General features: G+C 43.3%; 21 protein-coding genes and 1 riboswitch. Of the genes, 16 read left to right on the top strand and 5 right to left on the bottom strand.

From position 1 onward, the window contains the following. Nucleotides 1–17 precede the first annotated feature (17 nt). The 4 genes from MHI15_RS13230 to MHI15_RS13215 all read left to right on the top strand — a co-directional run bounded on the left by MHI15_RS13230 (nt 18) and on the right by MHI15_RS13215 (nt 3,484). The gene (locus MHI15_RS13230; protein ID WP_254848692.1) at nt 18–623 is read left to right on the top strand and encodes a YkoP family protein; all 606 of its coding nucleotides are present in this window, start codon (nt 18–20) and stop codon (nt 621–623) included. Then, nucleotides 623–1,387: a polysaccharide deacetylase family protein gene (locus MHI15_RS13225; RefSeq protein WP_076124183.1), complete on the top strand. Its 765-nt coding sequence runs from the start codon at nt 623–625 to the stop codon at nt 1,385–1,387. The genes MHI15_RS13230 and MHI15_RS13225 overlap by 1 nt, the downstream gene beginning before the upstream one ends. A gap of 104 nt (nt 1,388–1,491) precedes the next feature. Beyond that, nucleotides 1,492–2,730: an amidohydrolase gene (locus MHI15_RS13220; protein WP_076191571.1), complete on the top strand. Its 1,239-nt coding sequence runs from the start codon at nt 1,492–1,494 to the stop codon at nt 2,728–2,730. A 73-nt stretch (nt 2,731–2,803) separates the two neighbouring features. Continuing rightward, nucleotides 2,804–3,484, top strand: coding sequence for a uracil-DNA glycosylase family protein (locus MHI15_RS13215; protein WP_254848693.1), 681 nt, complete (start codon nt 2,804–2,806; stop codon nt 3,482–3,484). 21 nt (nt 3,485–3,505) lie between these two features. Here MHI15_RS13215 and MHI15_RS13210 read toward each other — a convergent pair whose 3' ends face one another. Further along, nucleotides 3,506–4,420 (bottom strand): phosphatidate cytidylyltransferase, encoded by a 915-nt coding sequence (locus tag MHI15_RS13210; protein ID WP_076132799.1) that lies wholly within the window; start codon nt 4,418–4,420, stop codon nt 3,506–3,508. 95 nt (nt 4,421–4,515) lie between these two features. Between MHI15_RS13210 and MHI15_RS13205 the strand changes: the two genes are divergently transcribed. Continuing rightward, nucleotides 4,516–5,076: a hypothetical protein gene (locus MHI15_RS13205; RefSeq protein ID WP_076124175.1), complete on the top strand. Its 561-nt coding sequence runs from the start codon at nt 4,516–4,518 to the stop codon at nt 5,074–5,076. Next, complete coding sequence (locus tag MHI15_RS13200) at nt 5,073–5,828, top strand: class I SAM-dependent methyltransferase (protein WP_076278243.1); 756 nt, start codon at nt 5,073–5,075, stop codon at nt 5,826–5,828. Before MHI15_RS13205 ends, MHI15_RS13200 begins: the two co-directional genes overlap by 4 nt. A gap of 59 nt (nt 5,829–5,887) precedes the next feature. On the opposite strand, the gene MHI15_RS13195 is transcribed toward MHI15_RS13200, so the two are convergent. Together MHI15_RS13195 and MHI15_RS13190 are read right to left on the bottom strand one after the other, a co-directional pair. Beyond that, complete coding sequence (locus tag MHI15_RS13195) at nt 5,888–7,162, bottom strand: sensor histidine kinase (RefSeq protein ID WP_076124170.1); 1,275 nt, start codon at nt 7,160–7,162, stop codon at nt 5,888–5,890. Beyond that, the gene (locus MHI15_RS13190; RefSeq protein WP_076099753.1) at nt 7,162–7,839 is read right to left on the bottom strand and encodes a response regulator transcription factor; all 678 of its coding nucleotides are present in this window, start codon (nt 7,837–7,839) and stop codon (nt 7,162–7,164) included. The genes MHI15_RS13195 and MHI15_RS13190 overlap by 1 nt, the downstream gene beginning before the upstream one ends. Before the next feature lie 307 nt (nt 7,840–8,146). Between MHI15_RS13190 and MHI15_RS13185 the strand changes: the two genes are divergently transcribed. The 3 genes from MHI15_RS13185 to MHI15_RS13175 are packed head-to-tail and all read left to right on the top strand — an operon-like array spanning nt 8,147 to nt 11,668. Then, nucleotides 8,147–8,890: a polyphosphate polymerase domain-containing protein gene (locus tag MHI15_RS13185; RefSeq protein ID WP_076105108.1), complete on the top strand. Its 744-nt coding sequence runs from the start codon at nt 8,147–8,149 to the stop codon at nt 8,888–8,890. Further along, complete coding sequence (locus MHI15_RS13180) at nt 8,883–9,563, top strand: DUF4956 domain-containing protein (protein ID WP_076124168.1); 681 nt, start codon at nt 8,883–8,885, stop codon at nt 9,561–9,563. Before MHI15_RS13185 ends, MHI15_RS13180 begins: the two co-directional genes overlap by 8 nt. A 23-nt stretch (nt 9,564–9,586) precedes the next feature. Continuing rightward, entirely contained in the window at nt 9,587–11,668 is a 2,082-nt protein-coding gene (locus MHI15_RS13175) for a carbohydrate-binding domain-containing protein (RefSeq protein WP_341164478.1), read from the top strand. 64 nt (nt 11,669–11,732) lie between these two features. On the opposite strand, the gene MHI15_RS13170 is transcribed toward MHI15_RS13175, so the two are convergent. Then, a complete protein-coding gene (locus MHI15_RS13170) occupies nt 11,733–12,299 on the bottom strand; it encodes a TetR/AcrR family transcriptional regulator (RefSeq protein ID WP_063829811.1) in 567 nt (188 codons plus the stop codon). A gap of 269 nt (nt 12,300–12,568) precedes the next feature. Between MHI15_RS13170 and MHI15_RS13165 the strand changes: the two genes are divergently transcribed. From MHI15_RS13165 to MHI15_RS13155, 3 genes are all read left to right on the top strand, one after another. Further along, nucleotides 12,569–13,330, top strand: a complete 762-nt coding sequence (locus MHI15_RS13165; protein WP_076278246.1) for an SDR family oxidoreductase — start codon at nt 12,569–12,571, stop codon at nt 13,328–13,330. 427 nt (nt 13,331–13,757) lie between these two features. Beyond that, entirely contained in the window at nt 13,758–14,552 is a 795-nt protein-coding gene (locus MHI15_RS13160) for an alpha/beta fold hydrolase (protein ID WP_076124162.1), read from the top strand. A 38-nt stretch (nt 14,553–14,590) separates the two neighbouring features. Further along, nucleotides 14,591–15,580 carry a sensor domain-containing diguanylate cyclase gene (locus MHI15_RS13155; protein ID WP_076124160.1) on the top strand — a complete coding sequence of 330 codons (990 nt, stop codon included), beginning with the start codon at nt 14,591–14,593 and terminating at the stop codon, nt 15,578–15,580. Nucleotides 15,581–15,596: 16 nt separating this feature from the next. Here the strand turns inward: MHI15_RS13155 and MHI15_RS13150 are convergent, their stop codons facing one another. Then, nucleotides 15,597–16,448, bottom strand: coding sequence for a leucine-rich repeat domain-containing protein (locus MHI15_RS13150; RefSeq protein WP_076278247.1), 852 nt, complete (start codon nt 16,446–16,448; stop codon nt 15,597–15,599). A 135-nt stretch (nt 16,449–16,583) separates the two neighbouring features. Between MHI15_RS13150 and MHI15_RS13145 the strand changes: the two genes are divergently transcribed. The 4 genes from MHI15_RS13145 to MHI15_RS13130 all read left to right on the top strand — a co-directional run bounded on the left by MHI15_RS13145 (nt 16,584) and on the right by MHI15_RS13130 (nt 25,304). Beyond that, nucleotides 16,584–17,267 (top strand): Crp/Fnr family transcriptional regulator, encoded by a 684-nt coding sequence (locus MHI15_RS13145; protein WP_341164477.1) that lies wholly within the window; start codon nt 16,584–16,586, stop codon nt 17,265–17,267. A gap of 190 nt (nt 17,268–17,457) precedes the next feature. Further along, nucleotides 17,458–18,306, top strand: coding sequence for an EAL domain-containing protein (locus MHI15_RS13140; protein ID WP_305953541.1), 849 nt, complete (start codon nt 17,458–17,460; stop codon nt 18,304–18,306). A gap of 116 nt (nt 18,307–18,422) precedes the next feature. After that, nucleotides 18,423–18,989 carry a hypothetical protein gene (locus MHI15_RS13135; RefSeq protein ID WP_076124374.1) on the top strand — a complete coding sequence of 189 codons (567 nt, stop codon included), beginning with the start codon at nt 18,423–18,425 and terminating at the stop codon, nt 18,987–18,989. Nucleotides 18,990–19,146: 157 nt separating this feature from the next. Beyond that, a riboswitch (cyclic di-GMP riboswitch) is annotated at nt 19,147–19,233 on the top strand. 257 nt (nt 19,234–19,490) lie between these two features. Further along, nucleotides 19,491–25,304: an NPCBM/NEW2 domain-containing protein gene (locus MHI15_RS13130; RefSeq protein WP_341164476.1), complete on the top strand. Its 5,814-nt coding sequence runs from the start codon at nt 19,491–19,493 to the stop codon at nt 25,302–25,304. Nucleotides 25,305–25,437: the final 133 nt, after the last annotated feature.

Here is a 25,437-nt window from a genome sequence, read left to right as displayed (position 1 = left end):
AACAGGAAGAAGGAAAAATGATGGTAACCTCAGTTCCATTTATAAAATTATTCTCACAATCCCTTTGGATGATGTGGGAGAACATATTTGCTGTCATCACCAAATTTCGTAGTCAGTCCGTGTGTAGATATGGGATATGTAAGTTGGTAGTGTTGAAATATCACGGAGAAAGTTTGGTCTGCCAAGATGGGCAACGGATACTTCCGGGAGATTGGGTGGGTGAGCTTCATTTGGACAATCGCCAGATTGTGCAGCTGACACGTACGCTTGGCGCAGATCGGGCCGGAATTCGTACGGCACGCATGCTTCGCGAGGCTATGAAGGAGATCAGTCGTGATCTAGACAGCAATCCGGAACTAAGCAAAGTAAACGCGCTAACCGGGATTACACTGCTTCACCGGGGGATTATTCATGGAATAGGTTTTGAGCAGCGCCCCATCAAGTCCAAATGGCAGCGGCACTGGTTCGGGATATACCTTCGTTTTTTACTTCGCATGCTGCATCCGGAAGGGAAACATCGTGTAGAGGACAGCACAGAGAAGTTATCTCCCATGATGCTTGTGCTTAGCAAGCAGTCCTTGAAAGCGCGGTTTGCCCCGCGTAAGACAGAGGCGGCTTCCTAATGTGGGCCTTCATAATTTTAGCAGTGGATGTGATTGTTCTTTATATGATCGTTCCTTTTGCGCTTACCCGAATATTGGGATGGGGGGTTCACTCGGAGGTAGGTGCAGAGAAAGAAATTGCGTTTACGTTCGATGACGGTCCGGATCCTTGTTATACACCTGAACTTCTAGATCTATTAAAAGAGCATGGCATAAAAGCGACCTTCTTCGTATTGGGCAAAAAGGCGCAGCAATATCCGGAACTGATCGAGCGTATGCACAGAGAAGGGCACCAAATCGGCATTCATAATTATACTCATACACCCAACTGGATCCAGTTCCCCTGGACCAATAGACGGAAGCAAGTAGATCGCACCGCAGACATTGTTGAGCGAATTACAGGAGAGCGGCCTATCTTTTACCGCCCACCTTGGGGGCTTCTTAATCTAGGGGATTTCTTTTTGCTGAGAGAATCTTATCGAATCGTATTGTGGTCTGTCATGGTCGGAGATTGGAAAGCGTCACTGAGTGCAGAGCAATTAAAGGATGCCTTAATAAAAAAAATAAAACCAGGCTCAATCATTGTTCTACACGACAGCGGAGATACACCGTGGGCAGATGAAGAAGCGCCCTTGAATATGATCACTGGATTAGAAGAAGTCTTAAAAGAAATGGATAAAAAGGGTCTGAAGTGTCTGCGGATAGATGAACTGCTGAACAAGGAAGTTAGTTATAGTAGAGAAGCTAGATCCAGAGTCAAACATCGGGGTCAGATTGATCTGTAGCTATTGAAATTTCTCAATCATTTTTTATATGGCAAGGGCTATGGTAACATTTAGAGTAAAGCGGTCCGTACCTATATAAATTGTTGAGAAAAGGATGGGGTAGCATGTTGAATGCTTCTTACTGGTTAACCAATATAAGATTAGAACAAGGTTATGTTATTGAGGATGGGCAAGTAGCGGGTACGAATACGAAGGTTTGTCATCTCCGTATTGACGGGGATAAGATTTCAGAAGTTGTTGGAGCAGACATCGAGCTTCAGAGCCAGCTCCCGAAATATGACTGTAAAGAGTTGTTGATGCTGCCTTCTTTCGAAGAAGCACATATCCATTTAGATAAAACATATTTCGATGGACCTTGGAGAGCGGTAAAGCCTGCGTCCAGTGTTTTCGAACGGATTGAGGAAGAGAAGGTATTATTGCCTAAGCTGCTGCCCATGGCGAGACAACAAGCAGAGAGCATCCTGACGCTTATTCAGGGGTTTGGTGCCACACATGTGCGCAGCCATTGCAATATTGAGCCTGTCAGCGGCTTGCAACGATTAGAAGCGACTGTACAAGCATTAAATGCATTCGCGGGTAAAATTTCATCTGAAATTGTGGCGTTTCCGCAACATGGCCTGCTGCGCTCGGATTCTGTGCAGCTGGTAAAACAATCTCTGGCAGAGGGAGCAACCTTTGTAGGCGGAGTAGATCCTTATACGGTGGATGGAGATATCGAGAAGTCACTTCAGACGATGGTGGAATTAGCAGTGATGAGTAATGCCGGCATTGATATTCATTTACATGATGGAAAAGAAGCGGGAAAGAAAACACTGACGCGGTTAGCTGATCTGACGGAAGAAGCTGGCTTGCAAGGAAAGGTCACGGTCAGTCATGCGTTCTGGTTCGCAGGAGCTCAGCAGCAAGAGGCAGAAGAGGTAGCTAAACGGATGGCATCACTGGGTATGACTATTGCATCCACAGTGCCTATTGGAAGAATGATGATGCCACTTCCGATGCTGCACAGCCAAGGGGTAAAAGTGAAGCTGGCAACAGATAGCCTTACCGATCACTGGTCCCCTTTTGGAAATGGAGATCAACTGGAGAAGGCAGGGCGTTACGCGGAGTTGTACGGCTGCAATGATGAATTGGCATTATCTCAATCCCTCAGATTTATAACAGGAGGATTAACACCCCTTGATCCAAAAGGCGAGCAGGTATGGCCAAAGGTTGGCGACACTGCTAGCTTTGTGCTGCTGCATGCCAGCTGTTCGGCTGAAGCAGTTGCCCGAAGAGCGCAGCGCCAAGCGGTCTGGTACGAAGGCCGACTGGTGAGTGGTTCGATAACAAATAGAGACCTGTGAGGCAGATGATATGCTCCTCTCTACCTATCTGCAACAGTATAAATCGGCGATCCTCTCACTCCCGAAGGGTACAGTGCTAACTAAACAGGATCTGCAGGTGGATAAGCTTCTAATGGAGCGTAATGGCAAGGTGGAAATGTATTATGCCCCCCATAATGAGTACATTAATCCTTCTGCTAAGGTGATCATTATAGGGTTAACGCCCGGGTTCACACAAATGGGCATAGCGATACAAGAAGCGATCATAAGTCTGGAAGCTGGTTTGTCAGATGAAGAGGTATGTAGGACAGCGAAGGAAGCGGCCAGATTCGCAGGCTCCATGCGGAACACGTTAATTCATATGTTAGATACACTTAAACTGCATCAACACTTGAACCTAACCTCTTGTGAAGAACTATTTCAGCAGCAGACGATCCTGCACACCAGCTCTTTATTGCGTTTTCCCGTGTTCGTGGATAAGAAAAATTATAGTGGGGCCCAGCCCAAGCTACTTTCAAATTCATTCCTCAGGGCGCAGGCATTATCTTCCTTGCGTGAGGAGCTGAACATCCTGAGCCGGGCCTTAATTATTCCCTTAGGAAAAACAGTGGAAAGTATACTTCAACTCCTTGTGTCCGCAGGTGAGCTTGATAAACAACGCTGCTTATGGGGATTTCCCCACCCCTCGGGCGCCAACGGACATCGATATAAGCAGTTCGCCAGCCAGCAAGAACAAATGGTGAAGATACTGCATAATCATTCATGGAAGGGCTGATTCAACCTCCCCATCAGATATCTACATGAAGTCGAAAAAATAACGAATGACATGAAAAAAGACCGGTGAAGTGTAGGTTAAGCTATCGATCCGGCTTAAATGGCTTTGCTTCAATGCCACGAATTTATCGCCATCGCCGATTAGCAGATCCCGCTTTAACACGGAAACCGTTAAACTGCCAAAGAAGCCGCTCAAGCTGATCAACATGCCTGACAGTAACCCGAAGATTGGGTTGAGCGGCGTCAGGTAGGGATAGATTAGATAGGAAACTCCTGTCGTGATGACAAATGCGAAAGCGAAACCCTCCCAAGTTAAATACGGATTGGCGGTGGGAACTATTTTCCGCTTTCCTACATAAAGTGATGCGAGATAGTGGACCACATCATTGAGCTGCGTTAGCACTACTAGAAAAAGCACAAGCCCCGCCCCATACTCCGGTGTAGCAAATTGAAAGTAGGCCAAGTGACTAAGTCCGAATACCATCAGCATAAGCCCCCATTGGGTGGAGCTGACACTACGCATAAAACCAACCGTGCCTTTATTAATCATTCTGGGCAGCGGTAGGAGCAAGAATACATAAACCGGGATGAAGACAATAAACATTCCGTACCACTCGATATAAATCCAGTAGAACTGCAACGGGATGGATAAGTAAGCCCACAGAAATAGCCTGCGGTCCGATTTTCGTGATTTCATCATAGAGAAATACTCTTTCAGTGCAAAGAAGCAGAGCACCATGAGAGACAGCAGAGAGACGACGGGATTAAATAGGGTAGCTAGGCAAAAGATAAAAAGCATTCCCCACCACGTCTTGATACGAAAGCCAATGCCCGTATAATCCTTATTTGGCTGTAGCTTCCCTATAACTACATACATCAAGTGAATGGCCGATAAGGCCGCAAAGATAAGAATTATAGTTAATAAAGAGCGGTCGATAACTGATCACCAACTTGTCCTAGAGTAGATTCCATTAATGGGTTCATATGTTATTATGAAGGAAACGCTCAAACTTGATAAGGGGAAAATTGTAAATGGCAGCAGATCCATCGGTCTTTATATTACTGACGAATACCGGGACGCTTTTTACGAAGCTCATTCAAGGCTATACAAAAGCACCCTATAATCATGCCTCGATCTCCTTTAATCGGGAGCTTTCCGAGCTGTATAGCTTTGGCAGAAAGCATCCGAGCAACCCCCTGAATGGAGGGTTTGTGAAGGAGGATATTAAGACAGGTACGTTCAGCAAATATCCAAATACAACATGTGTCCTATATGAACTTCAAGTTACAGCCCGCGAAGTGGAGAAAATGGAGCGGGTCTTGCAAGTCTTTATCCGAAGCCGTCAAAAGTATCTCTATAATATTCTCGGCGTAATTGGCATTGCCCTGAAGGAGCCTGTCGAATTCAGCAACTCTTATTTTTGTTCGCAATTTGTAGCGGAAATTCTAGAGCGGTCGGGCATTAAGTTATGGGATAAGCTGCCCGCACTCGTTACTCCGGATGATTTTCGCCAAAGTGATCGGCTGCGTTTGGTTTACCAAGGTAAATTAAGTGATTATGAACCTGAGCGCCTAGGAGGAGACGAAGGATGAATAGCAAAGAAATATTTTCTAATCGGGTGGATTCGTATGTAAAATATCGGCCGAGCTATCCTGGAGAAGCCATTGATTATTTGTACAATACTATTGGGCTCCAACCCAATTGTGATATTGCTGATATTGGTGCAGGAACAGGAATCTTCTCAGCATTACTTCTGGAGCGCGGGAGTCGTGTGACTGCCGTTGAACCCAATCCGGAAATGCGTAGAGCTGCGGAAGAGAATTTCGCAAAGGATAACCATTTCTCTGTATCGCCGGGGTCTGCTGAACATACAGAATTATCCGATCAGTCCATGGACTTTATCGTATGCGCCCAAGCGTTTCATTGGTTTGATAGGGACGCAACGCAATTGGAATTCAAGCGGATTCTAAAACCGGGTGGAAAAGTGGTTCTGATATGGAACTCCCGGCTTACTTACGGTACCCCATTTCTGGAGGAATATGAGCAGCTGCTGCAGACCTTCGGGACGAACTACACTCAAGTTAATCATAAGAACATTACCCCTGAGATTCTTAGTTCCTTTTTCAAGAAAGGACAGATGCAAGTAGCGCATTTTAGCAATCAGCAGGTATTTGATTTGGAGGGCTTAAGCGGTCGGCTTCGATCGTCTTCCTACACTCCGGTCCCCGGAGATCCAAGCTATGAGAATATGATGGCCGAGCTGCGGAATATTTTTGAACGAAATAACCAGGGTGGGCAAGTGTTTTTTGATTATAAGACCGAAATTTATTGGGGCGAAGTGTAAAGTAAATAAAAAGACTCAAACCTTAGAGATAACAGGGTTTGAGTCTTTTTTACTTGTAGTTATGAAAGATGTACGTAAAACGTGGTGGACTCGCCGACAAAACTTTTGGCATAAATTTTTCCCTTATGCTGTTCAATAATCGATTTGGCAATCGCCAGCCCTAGGCCATATCCCCCTTGTTTACGCGCCCGGGAAGCATTTGTACGGTAGAATCGGTCAAAGATGCTCGCTAAGTGCTCCGGCGCAATGCCCTCCCCCGTATTGGTGACCGCTAACACCATGTCATTATGTTGTTTTTTAAGGGATAAGGTGACTGAACCTTTAGGGTTCGAATATTTTACAGCATTGTCCAAGAGGATCATAATCACTTGTTTGATCTGTTCACTATTGCCTAGCACTGTCAGATCAGGCTCGATGTCATATTCAAGGGAGATATGCTTCTCAAAGATTACAGCTTCCATCGTTAAAATGATATTTTCAACCACGTCGCTCAGATTGAATTTCGAATAAATCATTCTCGATCTGGAATCGTCCATCTCGGTCAGGTACAACAGATCATTGGTCAGGCTGGTCATTCTTTCTGTTTCCGACTTGATATAGTGCAGCCACTTGGACTGATTGTGAATGGTGTCATCACTGTTGGACAGGAGAACATCCGCATTGGTGTTAATAATAGTCAACGGCGTCTTTAACTCATGGGAAGCATCCGCAATAAATTGTTTCTGTTTCTCAAAAGCCTCCTTTACCGGCGCAATTGAACGATTAGCAAAAAAGCGGCTAGCGAAGTACAAGATAATCAGCATCACTGAGCCAACTACAGAGAAGGTATAGATTAGATTGGTGAGGATTTTTTGCTCTGCAGTGATGTCCAGAAATACAAGCATCGCCCCATCATTCGTATGCTGGATGTTGAAGATCCATTTGCTGCTATCCAAGGTGAACCTTCCGGTATCTTTACCGGCGCTTAGTGCTTCTTGCAGAGCCGTATTATAAAATTCATCGTCCATAGTAAATTTGGAATCTTTCCCCGTAAGGTTGGACGCTGTATCTATTTTCAGCATAAATGAGATTGAGCGTTCTGGAGGAGGTGTTCCGTTATCCGTACGTTTATTATCCACACGTGGTAACGTGGCTCCCCCTTTGGTATTGCCTAATCGTCCTGTGTCACCACCGGGAGACTTGTAGTTTTCCATGATTCTGTGAAGATCCATCTGAATATCGTTTTGGACATCCCGGTACGTAATTACATATATGGAGATGAAGGCCACAAGCATGATCACCGAGATGGTGACTAAGTTAACAATAAGAAACCGATTTCTGAGCTTCGTGAACATCAGGTCGTCACCTCTAATACATACCCTACGTTTCTGATCGTACTAATGCGTACGGTCGAATTTAAGAAGGTCAGTTTTTTTCTCAAAAAAGAAATATACACCTCTACATTATTGTGCTCAGCATCTGAATCAAAGCCCCACAGCTTCTCAATAATTTGTTCTTTGGAGGTTACAGCTTGTTTCCTCAAGATCAGAAGCTCCAATAGCTCGCATTCCTTTAGATTGAGCTTGATCTCTTTGCCACCCACGGTAAGTTTCAGATTGGATGTATTCAGTTCAATATCCCCGAACTTTAAAGCATCATCCGGTATCACCTCGCCTTTACGTCTTAGTACAGCCCTTATTCTTGCCAATAAGATCTCCGAGGAAAAAGGTTTGGCGATATAATCGTCAGCCCCATAGTCCAGCCCAGTGACCATATCTGTAATTTCACCCTTTGCGGTAAGCAGGATAACGGGAGTGGGTATCCCCTTTTTCCGCAGCGTCTTGAGGACGCTGACCCCATCCATCTCAGGCAGCATGATGTCGAGCAGCAGCAAATCATAGATTCCACTTAGTGCGTAATCCAGACCCGACCTGCCGTCATGGACTGCATCCACCGAATAATTATGTTTTTTTAATATTTGAGTTAAGGCTTCAGCGAGATGAAGCTCGTCTTCTACTATTAATATTCTCATGGTTTTGCCATCCCCTACATAGAACCAGTATTTGTTATTGAGGTCATTATATCAGGATTACCTTTATTGAACCTTAATGAAGGTTGAGATAGAAGTGACTGCGAACAGCAGTTTGAAATCAAGAAATCTGCAGACAACAGCGGCCGGAAGAACAACATTCACCGCAGTTACGACTTACACCTGTGTTAAGGGAATGTAAAAGATAATCAATAATTTGTAAAACCATTTAAGATTCATTAAAGGTTTGGGATCTAAGATACATTCATAAGCACACGAGACAACGATAAACAGAAAGGATTGATCACATATGGCGATTGAGGTATTCAACCGTTATGAGAACAAATATTTGTTGGACAACGAAGCCTACTATAAATTTTATAACCAATTGCTTGAATACATGGAACTAGACGATTTCAACAAGCAACATGAGTTTTACTCCATAACCAACTTATATTATGACACGGAGCACAACACCCTGATTCGTAACAGTCTTGCGAAGCCCAAGTACAAAGAGAAGCTTCGTTTAAGAGCTTACGGTGTTCCAAATCAAGATACGAAGGTGTATCTGGAAATCAAGAAGAAGGTATTTGGTCTTGTTAATAAAAGAAGAACGTCGCTCAAATTAAACGAGGCTTATGATTTTGTCGCCACCGGCATGGAACCGGAATTCAAGGATTACATGAATAAACAGGTGATTGAAGAGATCAAATATTTTCTGACACGCTATGATTTGCAGCCCAAGGTGTATCTGTCTTATGACCGAAAAGCGTTGTTCTGTAAAAACAATCGCGATCTAAGAATTACATTCGATACAAATATTCGCAGCCGCCGGTACGATCTGAAGATGGAGCACGGTGTTCATGGCGAACCCTTGCTGGAGCCGGGGCAGTGGCTTATGGAAGTAAAGGCTGAGAACACGATTCCGGTCTGGCTGGCCAAAATGCTCTCAGAGCATCAAATGTACCGTACAAGCTTCTCCAAGTACGGCAACGAATATAAAAAAATGCTGAAGAACAGTAAAACAGAACGGGAGAGTGCCCTCTATGCTTGATTCATTATTTACCGTAGCAACTAGTACAGAGTTAACGTTTACCAACGCACTGCTAACTATTTTTATAGCTATTGCTCTTGGCGGGATCATTAGCTACACCTATATGAAGACCAATGCAAGCGGCTATTCGCAAAGCTTCACACTAACAATGGTACTGCTGCCCGTAATTGTGGCCATCATCATTTTGCTTATCGGAAGTAATGTTGCCAGAGCTTTCAGTCTTGCCGGGGCGTTCTCCATCATTCGGTTTAGAAGTGCGCCGGGCGATCCGAAGGATATCACATTTGTTCTGTTCACCATGGCTTCTGGACTTGCCTGTGGAGTGGGTTCCTTTGGATATGCAGTTTTTTTCACCCTTATCCTATGCGCCCTTATGTTTATCCTTAACCGGACTAACTTTGGTGTAAGAACAACGTCGCAAAAAACATTAAAGGTAACCATCCCGGAGAGTCTGGGATATGAGGAAGCCTTCGCTGAAGTATTCAATAAATATAACGTTGGGTATGAGCTTAAAAAGATTAGAACGACTGAGCTTGGCAGTTTATATGAACTGGTCTACGCTGTAACGCTGGGTGAGGCTGTAAACCAGAAGGAATTTTTGGATGCGATTCGTACCCGGAACGGTAATTTAGACCTGTCTCTGACCATGACTCCAACTGCTAATGACTATTAAGATAACGAAAGGATGGATGAAAAATGGATAAATATATAACCGGAAGTAAAGTAGGAATCTTGCTATTGTGTGCATTACTTATGTCGGCTTGCAGCACCAATGCCACAACAACACAGTCTGAAGCGGCGGGTAAAACAGCAGCCTCGGCAACAACGATAACTCAGAACGGGGCTGTCACGGGAGTGCAACTGGCAAGCGCCAAACTATCCGATCTGGTGACGTTCGATGAAGAGGATTCTAATACAACTTGGACAGCTGACCAATCGACGGAAATTGCTTTGGCTGGAACAAGTGCGCTTGTTGACGGCACCGGGGCTGAGTCTAAGGATGGCTCAGTGACAATTACTGCAGCAGGAACTTATGTGCTGTCTGGTAAGCTGAGTGATGGACAGATTGTAGTTAATAATCAGGATGAAGGTACTGTGCACTTGGTACTGAACGGTGTGAACATCACGAACAGCGATAGTGCAGCAATTGATATTAAAGAAGCGGGGAAAGTGATCATTACCTTGGAAGACGGGACGGAGAACTCCGTATCTGATGGAGCAACTTACGTGTATGCCGATGAAACTACAGATGAACCGAGTGCGGCTATCTTCAGTAAAGCGGATTTAACGATTAATGGGACCGGGAAGCTGTCTGTTTCCGCTAACTATAATGACGGAATTACGAGCAAGGACGATCTGAAAATTATGGGTGGCACTATTGAAATTAAGGCTGCCGATGACGGGATTGTAGGTAAAGATCTTGTCGCTGTACAAGACGGAAATATCAGCATAACGGCAGAAGGCGATGGAATGAAATCAACCAACGATACTGAGACGGACAAAGGCTTCATAGCAATAGCAGCAGGAACATTTGATATTACGGCTGGTAATGATGGAATTCAAGCTGAGACTTCACTTGTAATAGATGGCGGAACATACACCTTAGTTACGGGTGGGGGCAACGAGAAGGGTGAAGTGAAAACAGGTGATCAAGGGCAAGGTATGGGCATGAGAGGTGGCCGAGGTCAGGGAACAGGGGATCAAGCAACAGGAACAACAGGAACAACAGGAACCTCAACATCTGAAACCAAACCAGAGACGATGCCAGAAACAAAACCGGAGATACCAACAACGGAAGCATCAACAACGACAACAACGGCAACAACTACAGAATCGGAAATACCAAGTACTAAAGGTTTGAAGGCTGGAGGAGATATTAGCGTAAACAACGGAACCTTTACCATCGATTCTGCTGATGATGCAGTGCACAGCAACAGTAACATTGCTATAGCTGATGGAGAATTCAACATCAAAACTGGCGACGATGGAATCCATGCGGATGCTTTGGTGGCGATATCTGGTGGTAAAATTGATATTACGAAGAGCTACGAAGGGATTGAAGGAGCAAACATCGAGATTTCCGGTGGCGAAGCTCATGTGGTTGCTTCTGATGATGGAGTGAATGTAGCAGGAGGTAACGATGAGGCGACTGTAGGCGGCGGGCCTCAGGAGCAGGATCAATTCAGCGATTCTGCTAGCAATATGCTAACGATAAGTGGAGGAACACTAACGGTCGATGCTTCAGGTGACGGGCTGGATTCGAACGGCTCCATCACAATGTCGGGTGGCACGGTTATTGTTAATGGACCTACCAATAGCGGTAACGGTGCACTTGATTTCGACGGTAGCTTTGAACAGAGTGGAGGAACTTTGGTGGCTGCGGGAAGTTCGGGCATGGCACAAGCACCGTCTGACACCTCTAGCCAACATGCAGTCAGCATGACTTTCCCTCAGACCCAGGAGGCTGGAACATTGGTTCATCTAGAGGACAGCGAAGGTAACTCGATCCTGACCTTTGCTCCTTCGAAGAGCTATCAAACGGTGGTGATTAGTTCAACGGATCTGAAGGACGGCGGTTCTTACACCCTCTACTCGGGAGGTACCTCGACTGGTAGTGAAGCGAACGGACTGTATACGGATGGTGAATATACAGGAGGAACAAAAGTAGTAGCGTTCGAAATTACAAGCAGCGTAACTTGGCTAAATGAATCCGGAGTAACAACCGCAAACACTAATCAAGGTCCAGGTGGCGGTGGTGGTGGAAACAGAAGACCTTAGGCTATAAATTGCATTCAAAAGCCACTCCAGCATTTTGGAGTGGCTTTTTTTAGTTTGAGATAAATTAGTCGCCGTTAACAGGGATGGAATTCTGTTTAATCGGTTGATTTGAAGTGTTGATGATCACATTATGTGAATTAAAAGACAGAATTTCAATCAGCTGCTCTGCCATATGGTTAGCTGTATATTTAAATCCGCCTTTTACCCACTCTATGATTAATCCAAATAGAGCATAGGCGGTATAACTGGAAAACAATTCTATATTTACATTGGTATTAGTGTTATTAACTGCGACTAAGTCCCGCTTGGTGAGCTCCTTTAAGAGGTCGCAAATCCTATTTTGGAACCCTGGCAGAACATTGGAATTTATAATGATGGTATAAAAATTAGAGTAAGAGACCACATGTTCAAAAATCTTGATGCTCGAGGTGGTCAGCTCACTAACTATAAATTTATCGGTATGAAGATAGGGTTCTTTATAAGCCTTAATTAAATCCTCCAACACATCATCAATTAGCTCATTTAGAAGTTCTTCTTTGGTTTGATAATGTTTATAGAAGGTTCCGCGGTTTAAATCGGCAAGGGTAACGATATCGGTTATCGTAATGGTGCGGAAATTCTTTTTTTCCATGAGTAATATCAATGCGTTTTTAAGCTCTTTACGCGATTTGCTAGTTCTCCGATTATTTTTAAGCAACAGAAGACCACCTAACTGTCTATTTTCTAATCCTATTTGAACAGAATCCCACGTTATATATATTTATGAACATTTAATGTCTCATTTGTATATTGATAGTTAAATTTTAGAGGATTAAACTTGAGTAGTATAAATTTTAAGCGTTAAAGAGATTTTATATATTGATATTTACATTATAGATAAACGTAAAGGAGACTTCCAACATGAAACTTCGAGACAGAGTTGCAGTGGTTACTGGGGCGGCATCGGGTATGGGGAAATCTATCGCAGAGTTGTACGCTAAAGAAGGGGCAAAAGTGATTGTAGCCGATCTGAACCTAGAAGGTGCTGAACAAGTAGCCGCAGGGATCAATAGTAACGGTGGAGTAGCTAAGGCACTGAAAGTAAATGTTGCCCTGGTTGGAGATATTGATAGCATGATTGATACCGCTGTAAAAGAATATGGCACGCTAGATATTTTAGTGAATAACGCAGGGATTATGGATGGCTTTGAGCCAGTTGGTGATATTACAGATGAACGATGGGATCTTATCTTTGATATCAATACCAAAAGTGTAATGCGGTCCACTCGTAAAGCACTGCCTATTTTTCTGGAAAAAGGAAAAGGGGTTATCGTTAATACCGCTTCTACAGGTGGGGTAAGTGGTGCCCATGCGGGAGCAACTTATACTGCCTCTAAACATGCTGTAGTAGGCTTGACGAAAAACACAGCTTTTATGTATGCCAACAAAGGGATTCGTTGTAATGCTATCGCACCAGGAGCTACTGCCACAAACATCAGTGCTTCAATGAAAAATATAAATGAATTCGGCGTGAGCCGTACGCAATTAACACAGGCTGTGATCCCTCGTGTAGGTACACCTGAAGAAATCGCACAAGTTGCGTTATTCCTGGCTTCGGATGATTCCAGTTTTGTAAACGGAGCTATCATCGCTGCTGATGCGGGTTGGACTTCTGCATTCTAAATGTTGGTTGTCTACCTCTGCCTCAACAGTTTATCCAAGGAGTCTTACGGACCCAGATGACGTTATTCGCAAATTTTCAGCCTTTTGAGAAGGAATTCGGACTCCAGAGACGCTATTTCATATAAATCGGCCCATATTTTGTGTTTTCGCGCCAATAGCTGCAGTGGAGTCCGATAGCAATTCAAATGTGGAATAATGGCGCATTTAAGGTCTTCTGGGTCCGCTAACCAATTTTTTGGGGCAAAATGTTATCGGATTGAACGCAGGGGTGCCCCAGCACGCTACCATTTTGCCAAATGATGACCCAAACGGGAGGCTACATAAAACTCCGCTAGAGATTAATCTAGCGGAGTTTTTTCTACGCTTGATATTTCCAGGGGAACCCTGCAAAATAGAGAGAATGCTAACTATAGAGGAGTTATATGAAATGAACGATGTTATGGTGCGGAATCATGTAAAAGTCATTGGAGCAGGAGAAAAAACTATCCTTTTTGCGCATGGATTTGGGTGTGATCAAAGCATGTGGCAGTTTATCACGCCATCATTTGAGAAAAAGTATCGAATCGTTCTATTTGATTATGTAGGCTCAGGCCATTCAGATTTAAGCGCATATACATCGGATAAATATCATACTCTCCATGGTTATGTACAGGATGTACTAGATGTTATCGAAACATTTGAACTCAAGGATCTTATTTTTATAGGTCATTCTATTAGCTCTATGATCGGTTTGCTTGCTTCAATCGAGCGGCCGGATTATTTTGATAAAATGATTATGATCGGACCTTCCCCACGTTATTTAAATGAGGGAGATGCTTATTTCGGGGGCTTTGAAAAAAGTGATATTACTGAGCTTCTGGATATGATGGAGATGAATTTCGCGGGCTGGGCTAGCTTTATGGCTCCACTTGCGATGAATAACCCTGACCCGATGTTGACTAAACAGCTGGAACGAAGCTTTATTTCGGCCGACCCTATTATCGCTAGAGAATTTGCGGAAGTTACATTTTTTTCGGATCATCGAGAAGATCTGCCTAAAGCGACAGTGCCTACACTCATATTGCAATGCTCGGATGATAGTATCGTTCCTATAGAAGTAGGAGAATATTTACATAGACATATGAATAATAGTACGCTCCGGTTAATGGAGGCCAAGGGCCATTATCCACATATTAGCCATCCCCAGGAGACCATTACTTTGATTAATGAGTACCTTGGGTGAGATGGAGAAGATTATGGTGTTGAAAGGATATTTAGACAATGGATGACCGGTTAAAATATGCGCCATGCGGATATGTTTCCATTACCCATGAAGGAATGATCCTCGATGTGAATCAAACCTTTTTGGATGGGATGGGATATCAGCAGGTTGATTTGGTAAATAAACATTTTGAATCTATCATGTCTACGGCCAACAAGCTTATTTTTCATTCATACTTCTATCCTTTTATCAATCTGAATGGACATGTAGAAGAGCTATTTATCAATTTGAAGGACAGCAAGGGGCAAGCCGTGCCTTACTTGTTAAATGGTAGACGCCTTGAATGTGAAGGTGTAGAGGTCATTGATTGTATTCTCGTACAGATGGGCAAACGTATTGATTATGAGCTAGAGTTACGATCTGCGAAGAAGCAAATAGAAGAGGCGTATTGGGAAAAAGATCAGGCGCTGGCAAAGCTCAAACAAATTCACCTGGAAATCGAGCAAAAGCAAGCTGAGTTGCTGGAGATGAATGCCGTTTTAGTAGAGCTATCTACTACAGACAAGCTTACTGGATTAAAGAATAGAAGGTTCCTGCAAGAAAAGCTGGAAGAGCAGATTGCAGCGTATCACCGTGATCAGGCGCCTTTTTCATTATGTATTCTAGATATTGATCACTTTAAAAATGTGAATGACACCTACGGTCATCAGATGGGTGATTATGTCCTGGAGAAATTAGCGAGTATCCTGAAGTCCCAATCACGTAAAGAAGATATCGTAGCTAGGTATGGTGGTGAGGAGTTTATCCTTCTGCTGCCTAATACAGATTCATCGGATGCCACGGCTATAGCTGAGAGTCTACGACAATTCATAGCCAGCTCCACTTGGGAGATTGGCAGCATTACGGTAAGCATTGGCATAGCTACCTTTGAAGCAACTGATACAGACATCACTCTTCTGGAAAAAGCTGATCAAGCGCTTTACGTTTCTAAAGAACAGGGGAGAAATCGCGTTACGCATATTATGGATTTGAGTGAAAAGCTTCTTTAATTGGAGGCTTTTTTTGTTATTTATAAACGATACATCCTCTTTGCTCTAATTGCTCTAAAATGTCTGTTCCCTTCAAGCTGTGATTCCATCTTAAATCCAGTTTCTCTAATCGTCCAAGTTGTAGAATCGAATCCGGGATTTTTTGCAGATTATTATCTCTTAAATCAAGCTCAACGAGGCTGTTTAATTGACCTATTTCCTCAGGGAGTTTATTCAGTTTATTTTTTCTAAGGTTCAGTCTTCTTAACTTGCTTAAATTACCGATAGATGAAGGCAGCTTAGTGATTCGATTATCACTTAAATCGATTATCCGAAGTTCTTCTATAGCACCCAAATGATCTGGTAACATGACCAGTTGATTACCATAGAGATGGATCTCTCTTAGGCCTTTTATTTGTGTGATCGAATCAGGTAAACGTTCCAGCTGATTATAATAAAGCCGCAATTCAATCAGACTGCTCATTTCGCCTATACGGGTAGGCAATTGCTTGAGATGATTATCTGTTACGTTCAGATACTTGAGCTTCTGGAGATTACAGAGCTGCTCCGGCAGCTGTTCGAACTGATTATTGCTTAGGTATAGAAAAGAATCCAACCCCTGCAATCCGCCAATGCTCTCCGGCAACACCTTCAGCCGATTATGGCCTAAATCCAGCATTCTTAGGTGAACTAAGCGACCGATGTTCTCGGATAAGCGTTCGATTTCATTGCCCGCATAATTTAGTACCTCTAATTCGTCATGAAGGAAGAGCTGATCGGGAATCTCTTTAATATGATTGTTGTACATGCTCAGTTCTAGTAGCGGATTGCTCTCAAACACGACATCTGGCGTTTCAATAAGTCCTTTTCCGTCAAAATTATATTTCATGAATGGATCTCCTTTGTAAATCGTATTGGCATCAAGCCTATGTGACAACGTTACGATAGAATATAACAGGATGATGATTTATTATCAGTATGTTGGCATACAAAACTATGGAATGTGTTAGAAAGGAATAATGAGATGGAAGCTTCTTTTTGGACTGGCACTCGCTTTTTTCAGGGTTTACCCTCGGAGAAAATCGAGGCGGTCTCAGGATTATTCACTTATAAGGCATATTCTAAGGGAACCCTGGTGTTTGCAGAATCAGATCCGGGGGATCATGCCTACATTATCTATTCGGGGATTATAAGGGTGTATGCTACCACGAAAGGGAAAGAGCATACCGTAGATCTTTTTGGAAAAGGCGATTTCTTTGGCGATCTGGAAGTGATCCATCCCTCCAATATAAGAGTGCTGTCTGCGGTGGCTATGAATGATACTGTATTATTTGAGATTAAACATGAGCCTTTTAAGCAGATGCTTGCCGATTACCCGTTGATTAAGGAGCAATTGATGCTGCTGCAAATGGAGCGTTTATTTTTATCGAATCGGTTATTACATGAAATGAAATTTCATGATGCGAAAGCGCGTGCGATCTTTACGCTGAGAAGACTATACCAAAGATTTGGAGTAGAGGAGCAAGGCAAACAGAGGATTGATCTTCGATTGACCCATCAGCAGTTCGCGGATATGATCGGAACGTTAAGGGAGACGGCTACCCTTGTGCTTAAAGATCTGCAAGAGCAAAAGATTATTGAGATTCAACATCAGCAGATCACCGTGTTAGACCCGGCGTATTTACTGGAGTATACGGATTTCGATTGAGAAGAGCCGTTCCGGGATCTTTTTCAGAGAATCGATTATTAAAGGGGTTATGAATGTGGCTTGTAATCATTGTGTAGTAAGAGATCTGAATTTTGAAATCAAGGCTCATGGTGAGCTTAATCTTAGGGTTTTACCTGAGGTTATTCATCACTTGAGTAGAAGTAATACGATACATAAGGTGGAAGAAAATGTGATTACAATTAAGGAGGCTGGGGTACGGGATTTTCTAGATTTCTGTAATGACCATATGGAGTCGGAGCAGGTTGAATTCCGTATAGATGACCAAACATGGAGACCTCTATCCGAATTACCCACTGTACTTGATATGGAGTGGATTGATGAGGTTATCACTAAGGGTCTTGTTACTTGCTACTTCCAACCGATTGTGAACGTAAGGGAAGAAATTTTTGCATACGAGCTCCTATCCAGATTTAAAAAAGAAGACGGATCTCTTATCTATCCTAATGAGATTTTTGCGGCGGCACGGAATCGTGGGCGTTTATATGCTTTAGACCGGTTATGTAGAATGACGGCTGTAAAATATGCTGCACCCTTAAATAAAAAAACGTTTATTAATTTTATCCCAACGTCGATCTACGCTCCAGAGTTCTGCTTAAGATCAACCGTTGAACTGGCCAATCAATTAGGCGTCGATCCTTCTCTTTTTGTCTTTGAAGTTGTTGAGACGGAGAAAGTGGATGATCTCGCTCATTTGAAAGCTATTTTGACATATTACAAGGACCGGGGATTTGAATACGCTTTAGATGATGTTGGTGAGGGCTTCAGCACGATCGAGATGTTATTGGAGCTTAAACCCCATTACATGAAGCTGGATATGAAATATGTTCAGGGTGTGTCCAGCGATCTGAACAAACAGAAAATAGCAAAGCAATTTTTAGAAAAAGCTTTAGAAATCCAATCCGTTCCTTTAGCAGAAGGTGTGGAGTTTAGAGAGGACTTTGAATGGCTTAAGCAGAGTGGTTATCAGTTGTTTCAGGGCTATTTATTTGGAAAGCCTGATCCTATTCCCAAACAGTAATCCTAATGAGTATATATCCGTCCAGAGGATGAGATGAATTTCAGGTCAGAGTCTGAGTACAGCCAACCCCCGGGGTTGTATAATTTAGGTAATTTGAAAAGGGGGACGGGATGGATATGAAATGGCATCAATTTGTAACGCGCTGGGCGGATTCTAGGGGCTTTGATGGACGAGAGATTGATTATCAATGGCCTTCTCCCTCATTTCCGGTCATCAGTATTCGCAGTAATCTAGGGCGATACTCAGGTCAAGCGTATGGCCGTGGAGGTAAACCCCGTGTGAAGACAGCCGTTGGATTAATCGCTATTGGAGATGTAGCTGTTGGCTTGATTTCCATAGGTGCGATAAGCGTGGGCGTATTATCCTTAGGAGCAATATCACTGGGAATGTGGTTAGCGATCGGAGCAATAGCACTTAGCTGGCTTGGCTTCGCAGTGGGAGCGATTGCGATTGCAGGCGTGGCTGTAGGAGCGATCGCAATCGCGGAAAAAGCGTTGGGGGCCATCGCCATAGGGGATACGGCGTTTGGTGCGATAGCGATAGGCAGGATCGCTGGGGGTGCCATAGCTATCGGACAATGGGCATATGGTGTAATCGCAGTTGGCGAACATGGTTTCGGATTAATTCCCATCACGGGCGATGTGTGGAATTGGTTCCGGCGTTTGTTTGGATCGGGGAGTTAAGTAGACCTACAGTCCTAAAGGATGCCCTTCTCTTCCGGGATGGTCGATAAATAATATCTATCACATAAGAAAAACTAATTGCAATTACCTATATTCATTTCATACCAATTAATCATGCGATCCGATCTAGGCTTATGTTACTCTTTGAATGTATTCGAAACTTCATAGGCAAACCTATGGAAATGTAGGGACGCAAAGCTAAAGGGACTAAGGTTATCATAACTATTGTCAGCCAGCTGCCAAAGAGTGTGTAACGCTTTTTGTTAAAATATAAGAAAGTATAAGTTATACACCTATACTTAATATCTTATATTTCTCGCTTAAACGCTTGCCGTCCTTATAGGACGCTGAAGGCGTTTATGCTTGTTAAGGTTTAATAAAAATTAAGTCTTAATTTTTAGGCGACTTTATACGCAATCAAGCTACTCTTTTGGGGTAGTTTTTTTTGTGCCCATTTTTGGGCACTGGAGAGATTCATATGACATCTGGGGGTAAGAAGAGATGAAGAAAATGATTGCGATCGCTACATCGGCGGCCATGTTGGCCAGTTTTTCGAGTGAGGCAGGTTATGCTTTAGCAAGTGAGGCAAGCAAGGTAAATGTAACAAAAACAGTGGCGCAAAGTAAGGTTAACTTATTAAGCAACGCTTCGGTTATTCCGTTTGAGCTGTACGGCAAGGATGCTCTAAATGCCTATAATGAGGTTTTTAGAATGAATCCAGCAAATATTAAATCCATCACAAATAACGGTGGCAACTACTCAGGCTCGCCTATAGCTAAGGCTATGGATGGGGATATGAGCACGCATTGGGAGACTGGCAAACCGAATAGTTCAACGTTTACGAATGAGGTTGTGTTTGTTTTCAATGAGTCCACTGAATTAAATAGAATGGTATACGCGGCTAGGCAATCCGGTGCGAAAGGTAAAGGTTTTGCTCAAGAATTTGAGATCTATGGTTCCACTACCGATGGGGTTGATTTTACGCTCGTGTCTTCTGGAGAATATACAGGCTCAACCGGTGATGTAGTGGAGATTCAGTTCGCACCTACGGCTTTTAAGAGACTTAAATTTGTCTTCAAAAAAGCGAACCAAGATTGGGCGAGTGCGGCTGAGTTTTCTTTTTATAAAGAGGATAGTGTCTCTGCTAAAATGAAAAATTTATTTACAGATGATACCTTGAGCCAAGTTAGTACTGCCTTTAATACGGCAGAGAAATTAACAGCTTTAGAGAATGAAGTGCAGGCACATCCACTGTATGCGCAGTTTAAAGAAGAGATAGAGAATGCAAAGATCCTTTTGGAGAACCATCAGGTAGAGGCAACGGCAGCCAAGGTTTCGAAGCTAAAAGGGTATGGAACAGCCTATGAAAATGCCTATAGCCAAGCTTATAGAATGCCGAATGCAAACGTATCAAAAGTAACGGTGAACGGTGGAAGCTACCCAGGTACGAAGCCTGAATATATGCTGGATGACCAGCCCACTACGCATTGGGAAACGAACAAAAACAATGATGCAAGCTTCACGAATGAAGTCGTGTTTGAACTAGCGCAAGCGGAAGTGCTGGACAGAGTGGCTTTTTTGGCTAGAGATAACCGCAAAGGATTCCCAGAGGCTTTTGAAATCTATGCATCAGAGACGAGTAAAGGAGAGACCTTCCAACTTGTATCTAGCGGAACCGCGATTAGTACCAATGACTTTCTGGAATTTAAATTCGAACCGACGAAGTTTAAAAGATTAAAATTTAAGTTCACAAAAGCTAATATCAACAGACCTTTTGCGGCTGAATTTAGATTTTATACAGAAGATAAAGTAAGCGAAGCTGTAAATGGTATTTTCACAGATGGAACGATGAGTGCGGTTGTGCCTGCTTATAATAGCGTCGAAGCAATCAACGAATTAGAAGAAGCGGCAAAAGTACATCCCCTCTATCCAATCCTGAAAGATTCATTGGAACTAGCTAAGAAGCTGGTTAATGGCGAGGTTCAAATCGAAGGCACCATCATTGAGGCGGAACAACGTGGAGATATGAAAAAGCATGCGCAGGAAAACCTGAGAATTGGTTTTGGTACGAACAACCAGCCTACAGGTCTCGTTGCAATGCCTGGAGATACGATCAACGTTTATGTGGACGCAGCTTCTAACGATAAGCTACCTTCTTTAGTCTTTTCTCAACAAGAGGCCGCTTGGAATGTTTGGGCTAGAGGTGTGCAATTGCGTCCAGGTAAGAACATTATAACCGTTCCTGAATTTGCTACGAATAGTTATTATGCACATGAAGTGACTAAGGGCGGCACCGTTTATATCGTAAATCCCTATACAGCTGAGGAACAAGGGAAAGCGCCATTGATCCGCTTCGAAGGTTTAGAAAAGATTCCTTTTATGACCAAGACCACGGATCCAGAACAATTCAAAACCTTCTTAATCACATACAAACAAAGACTGGACGAAGATAAAGCGGCTCATCCAAATGTTCAAGATCGTAAACTCATAGATGTGGTAGAAATGGCCAGCGATCATGTTATATTCACAGGAACGGCGACGGAGGCGTACAACAAATATATTACGCAAGGAAATAACCCGCTGGACACCGTAACTGGGTATGACACCTGGATGAAGAGCATTTTTGCCTTCTATGGCTTGGATGGCAGTAGCGAGATTCATGATGCCAAGCTAATTCGTGAGAATATTCGCTTGATGCAGCCTTATGGTGCGATGTATGCAGCGGGAGATCATACAGGGATCCAACTTGGAACAGTAGGAACCATGTTAGGTGATTTTAATAAAGCCTATCCGGGCTGGGGACTGAATCACGAAATTGGGCATCGCTTGGCTATGGGTGAACGGGAATATGGCGAAGTAACTAATAATATGGTGTCTATGTTTATGTCTGTCGCAGCGAATTCGATAGATAATCGTATACCGTATGAATCAGATATCTATAAATATGTCCTCGAAGAAAATAAAGTGGTTATGAATCAGCAGGGCTTATTTGCACAACTCGGAGCCTATTGGCAGCTGGAGCTGGCACATCCGGGATACTGGACAGAGCTAACCAAGCTATATCGGGAGCGGAAGGTCACCCTTACCAACGGTGACAATTCCAAGCAGCAGTATTTGGTGGAGTTCTCCTCCGAAGTACTGGGATTAGATTTAAGCAGCTATTTTGCCAGACATGGCTTCACTGTGAATCCTGAGACAAAAGCGAAAGTAGCCAAGTATCCGGCACCGCAAAAGTTATGGTATTTAAATAACTCGGTGATTAATTATGAGGGAACTGGAATAGCGGATAAAAATCTGGCCATTAAGGTTAATATCACACCTAACACCACGGCTAGAACGAACACGTTAAGTTTCAGTATAGATAAAGAGCTTAAGCAAGACTTTTTAGGATATGAAGTGTATAGAAATGATGTGTTAGTTGGTTTTACAGGAACTGAGCAATTTGTGGATCAGAATGTAGATGTGAGTATCAACTATACGTACAAGATCGTCGGTTATGATAAAAAGCTGAACCCACTGAAGCCCGTACAGGTTAAAGCCTTTAAGCCAGCCTTGTCTGTTGAAGATCAGCTCACTTTAAAGCTTAATCAAACCTTTGATCCGATGAGCTATGTAAAAGCGGCTAACTATCTAGGAAACGATATTACTGCAGATGTCTCTCTGAAAGCCAATAACGTTGATGTAACGCAAAAAGGCAACTACGAAATTGTATATGAAGTGAAAAGCGAAGGGGTTACGGAAACGAAAACCACACAGGTTACGGTAACGAGCGACTACGCCTATATTTCCGATCTCAATGCCAAGTCAGTCGTTGTAGGCTGGGGTGAATTAAAGAAAGATAAAGCCGTTTCCGGAGGAATCATAACCCTTGTTCGCCAAGGGTTGGCTGCGACGTACGCGAAAGGGATTGGTGTTCATGCCAACTCTGAGGTAGTTTACGATATTGAAGGTAAGGGTTACGACTTCTTTGAAAGCTACATTGGGATTGATCAAGCCATGAAAGGGAAACCTTCCTCGGCTACTTTTGCAGTGTATGTGGATGGAGAACAGAAATTTGAGAGTGATGTTTTCCGGGCAGGAACAGAACATCAATTTGTGAAAATCCCTGTGACTGGCGCAAGAGAGGTGAAGCTGGTTACAACAGATGCTAAGGATGGCAATGCTTCAGACCATACGGTATGGGCGGATGCGAAGTTCTCGAATAATTCAAGCAAACCTACCATTACAGTACCGGAAGAGACAACCTTCGTTAAGCTGAACAGCGTATTTGATGTGTTGAGCGATGTAACAGCTTTTGATACGGAAGATGGTAACTTAATTGGAGCCGTTGAAGTGCATTCAAATGGATTCACATCAAGCAAAACAGGGACTTACAACGTCGAGTTTTCAGTTACAGACTCAAATGGGAACTCCGCTGTGCAGGCCAGAAAGATTGTTGTATACAGCGCTAGTAAATACCTGAGTGATATAGATTGGCAATCGGCAAAAACGGATTATAATGTGGTTCGAAAAGATAAGGCTAGCTCTAACAATCCGATTAAGCTGCTGGTAAATGGCGAGGTCAAAGAGTTCGCTAAGGGCTTAGGAACCCATGCCAGCTCTGAAATCGTGTATAATCTGGCAGGTGCAAACTATGAATATTTTGAAACGTATGTAGGGGTTGATAGAAATATCCCTGAGCAAAGCAACTCCAGTGTAATTTTCAAAATCTTTGCCGATGGGGCAGAGGTTTATAACAGCGGACTGATGAAATTTGGTACAGAAGCCAAGCTTGCGCGGATACCTGTTAAGGATGTAAGTGAATTGAAGCTGGTGTTAGATAATGCAGGTAACGGAAATGCTTCAGATCACGGTGATTTTGCTGATGCGAAGTTTATGATCTTGAACAATACACCAGAGCTTACCATACCTAAATCTGTCTCAACCAAAGTGGGCCAAGCGATTGATATCAGTGAAAGCTATTCGGCAATGGATTCGGAAGACGGTGACTTGACGGCTCAAGTGAAGGTCACAGGCCAAGAGCAAGTTAAATTCAACCGGGCCGGAAAGTATCCAATCACTTACACAGTAACAGATAGTGATGGAAATAAGACCACGAAGATTAGAACTATAGCCGTAGTAGACATGACGGACTTTACGTACCTGACGGATTACGACTGGAATTCTACTCAGAACAGCTATACTGCACCTTTGAAGGATAAATCTATTAGTGCAAATACGCTGAGATTAACAGATGAGAACAATCAGGTAGTGTCCTATGAAAGAGGAATTGGAGCGCACTCTAACTCGACGATTGTATACAATCTAAGCGACAAAAACGCGGACTATTTCACTTCCTATGTAGGTGTAGATAGACAAAAGTACGGTTCTGTTGGTTCGGTGAGCTTTGAGGTGTTTGTCGATGGAGAGAAGAAATTTGATAGTGGGGTCATGGGTTCGAGAGATCCGCAGAAATTCATCGAATTGGATATTAATGAAGCAAAAGAACTGAAATTAGTCGTCACAGACGGGGGAAATGGCAACGGATCTGACCATGCTACATGGGGTGGAGCCAAACTACATTTTGCGAATGGAGATCACTTATTCACTAGAGATCTCGCACAGGCGATTGCAGCGGCTAAAGCAATTTCTCTAGAAGGCTTCACACCTGAGAGCATCGCGGCATTTATGTCCAGCCTCTCGATAGCAGAGACAGTGTTGGCTAACTCTTCTGTTACGCAAAGTGAAGTAGACGAAGCTGTAGCAGCGTTGCAACAAGCAACCGAAGGTTTGGTCCAAATAGATCTTACGCAAGTGATTACTGTGGCGGATCCGTATTTAAGTGCTTCGATCAAGACTACATTGGGCGTAACTGGAGAATTAACATTAGGTGATATGTATAACCTTACAACGTTAACTAGCGAAACCAGAAGAGCCAGATCCTTGGAAGGTTTGCAGTACGCGAAGAACCTAGAGACACTTGATATTACTGGAAATGAAATTACAGATTTCTCCCCATTACAAGGATTAACTAAACTAACGAGCTTATTGGCCGACCCACAAATGGTAGAGGTAGGAGAATTTAAGGGACCTGTGGTTGAAGTGGCCAATCTGGTGAAAGGGCTCGATGGCAGCAAAGTGATCCCTAATTCGGCTGGGGTAAGAAACACTAGAACATCTAAAGAAATTGTGTTTGATATGAAGGAATGGGCTGCTAATCCGGATGCGTTCACTATTGACCTATCGAACGAGGAGAAAGGAACTTACATGCTGGGGTTAACTTACCAAGTCGCAGGTAATCTCGTGCAAATCATTTCTTTTATTGATAATAATTAAATTCCCAAGAAAGCAGGCGGATTGTGGTCTCTATAACCATGGTTCGCCAGTTTTTAAATGAAGGCGTTTTATGTAAAAATATCCATTTTGTCATATGACAAAAGAAATGACAACGCTCACTATAAGCGGTGTA

It is taken from the genome of Paenibacillus sp. FSL H7-0918 (assembly GCF_038007025.1).
Lineage (GTDB): Bacteria > Bacillota > Bacilli > Paenibacillales > Paenibacillaceae > Paenibacillus_AQ > Paenibacillus_AQ odorifer.
The sequence above is the reverse complement of the archived record's forward strand: the minus strand, read 5'-3'. Positions and strand labels throughout refer to the sequence as shown.